Consider the following 1,741-nt stretch of genomic DNA (forward strand, 5'->3'; position numbering starts at 1 on the left):
ATTTTTTACTATCCCATAATAATAGCCTAAAGTAATAATAGTCTTGCACACAGGGAATAAATTATCATTATTACAAAAAATAAATGTTAAGAAAGTAGTAATAATACTTTGGCCTAGTAGTGCGCGAAAAAATAAATCATTATTCACGTGTGCCACTGTCTCGCGCTCGTCCTTTTCTTTTTTCTACATCAATTCCCTTCTTGCTTATTATACATGTCGGTTTATTTCATATTTATACAAGTGCAAAATTCAACTTCAAACGCACAAAAAGAAAAAACGAACGCGGACAATATGAAAATAAAATAAATGGCAGTTCGATAAAAGAAAAATAACAGGGCACCGGAGCAACATGGAAGCCATGACGATGTATAACCGTTAAGTTGCGGCTTTAATTATGTTGGAATGTTTATGTGAATTGGAATTGAAAAAGTAATTATATATTTTTTGTTACGCGATAAATGGATTGTTGTGGTGATCAATACGACCCTTAGTAGATGTCAAAGAAGTTTAGAAGCACTTCCTGTGGACAATTGATGGGCCAGATTCGTCGTATTCCTGTTTGGAAATCCACATTTGCTGGAAGGTGGAGAGAGAAGCCAAAATGGATCCGCCAATCCATACGGAATATTTCCTTTCAGGTGGTGCAATGATCTTGATCTTCATGGTGGATGGAGCAAGAGCTGTAATCTCCTTCTGCATACGATCGGCGATGCCAGGGTACATGGTGGTACCTCCAGAAAGTACGGTATTGGCGTATAAGTCCTTACGGATGTCGACGTCACACTTCATGATGGAGTTGTATGTAGTTTCATGGATACCGGCAGCTTCCATACCCAAGAAGGATGGTTGGAAGAGAGCTTCTGGGCAACGGAATCTCTCATTACCAATGGTGATGACTTGACCATCGGGAAGTTCGTAGCTCTTTTCCAATGAGCTGGAGCTGGCTGCTGTTGCCATTTCTTGTTCGAAGTCTAAGGCAACGTAGCAAAGTTTTTCTTTAATGTCTCTTACGATTTCCCTTTCGGCGGTTGTGGTGAAGGAATATCCTCTTTCGGTAAGGATCTTCATGAGGTAGTCAGTCAAGTCGCGGCCGGCCAAATCCAGACGAAGGATAGCATGAGGCAAAGCATAACCTTCATAAATGGGTACTGTGTGGGAAACACCATCACCAGAGTCCAAAACAATACCGGTTGTACGACCAGATGCGTATAAGGATAGTACAGCTTGGATAGCGACGTACATGGCTGGTGTGTTGAAGGTTTCAAACATAATTTGAGTCATCTTTTCTCGGTTAGCCTTAGGATTAAGTGGAGCTTCTGTAAGAAGAACGGGATGTTCTTCGGGAGCAACACGGAGTTCATTGTAGAATGTATGATGCCAGATCTTCTCCATATCATCCCAGTTGGTTACAATACCGTGTTCAATAGGATATTTCAGAGTGAGGATACCTCTTTTGCTTTGAGCTTCGTCGCCTACGTAGGAATCCTTTTGGCCCATACCAACCATTACGCCCTGATGACGAGGACGACCCACGATCGAAGGAAAGACGGCTCTTGGGGCATCGTCTCCTGCAAAACCGGCTTTGCACATACCGGATCCATTGTCTACGACCAATGCGGCAACTTCTTCGTCACACATGTTGAATTAATACTGTATTTTACCACACAAACTACGAGTTAAATATATACAAAAGTTAACTTCTAGGAAACAGCTAAGGGTCGTGCTGCACCGTGTATCACAG

General features: G+C 41.9%; 1 protein-coding gene. It reads right to left on the minus strand.

Features of this window, described 5'->3' with window-relative positions; all coding sequences use genetic code 11:
• Window positions 1-507: 507 nt before the first annotated feature.
• Complete coding sequence (locus tag EK369_RS22730; RefSeq protein WP_127116270.1) at window positions 508-1,638, minus strand: actin; 1,131 nt, start codon at window positions 1,636-1,638, stop codon at window positions 508-510.
• Window positions 1,639-1,741: the final 103 nt, after the last annotated feature.

The organism is Shimia sediminis (assembly GCF_003990645.1).
In the GTDB taxonomy this organism is placed as follows: Bacteria; Pseudomonadota; Alphaproteobacteria; order Rhodobacterales; family Rhodobacteraceae; genus Shimia; species Shimia sediminis.

Coding starts and splice junctions, on each gene's coding strand:
- EK369_RS22730 (WP_127116270.1), bottom strand. CDS start 1,638: ATGTGTGACGAAGAAGTTGCCGCATTGGTCGTAGACAATGGATCCGGT.